The organism is Halobacillus litoralis, from assembly GCF_009856445.1.
In the GTDB taxonomy this organism is placed as follows: Bacteria; Bacillota; Bacilli; order Bacillales; family Halobacillaceae; genus Halobacillus; species Halobacillus litoralis.
Map to the genome: position 1 here is coordinate 1 of NZ_WMFA01000035.1, position 690 is coordinate 690.

The following is a 690-nucleotide window of genomic DNA, read 5'->3' on the forward strand; positions in this document are numbered from 1 at the left end:
GCCCAGGTCTGGAAGTACCGTACCGAAAGCGTGCTGGCCGCCTCGAACGATCGGATCGTCATCATGAACCCGGAACTGGAAATCGTCGCGGTCAACCAGGCCTACAATGATGCCTTCCAGGCCGCCTTCGGGGTCATGCCCAATGTGGGCGACCAGCTCACCGATCTGCTCGCGGACTACCCGGGGGAACGGCGCCTCTACGCCCGCCTGTGGGAACGCGCCATGAGCCAGGAAGGCTTCTGCATCGAGATGCCCCTGGCGCAGTCCGAGGAACAGCAGACGGTCTACGAGATCCAGTTCAACCGCATCTTCTCCCCAGGCGGGGAACTGCTCGGGGCGGCGCAGGTGGCCCGGGACAAACGGGTTTCCCAGCTGGATGGCGAGGATCACGTCCACTACCTGAACCGGCACGATCCGCTGACGGGGCTGCTTAACCGCCGCGAGATCCTCCAGCGCCTGCACCGTGCCCTGAGCCTCCAGCGTGAGGCCGGCACACCCCACGCCCTGGTGCACCTGGATCTGGACGGTTTCAGCACCCTCAACGCCCGCTTTGGCTCCGGTGGCTGCGACCGCTACCTGCGGGAAATCAGCAGCATGATGTCGGGCCGTCTGCGCCAGCGCGATGCCCTTGCCCGGGTGGCCAGCGACCAGTTCGTCATCATTCTGGACAACTGCGGTACGGAGGAAGCC

Annotated in this window: 1 protein-coding gene; it reads left to right on the forward strand. The window is 65.2% G+C overall.

The genetic code is table 11. The features are described 5' to 3' along the window. A partial coding sequence (locus tag GLW00_RS21000) for a GGDEF domain-containing protein (RefSeq protein WP_160917078.1) occupies positions 1-690 on the forward strand: 690 nt, incomplete at both ends.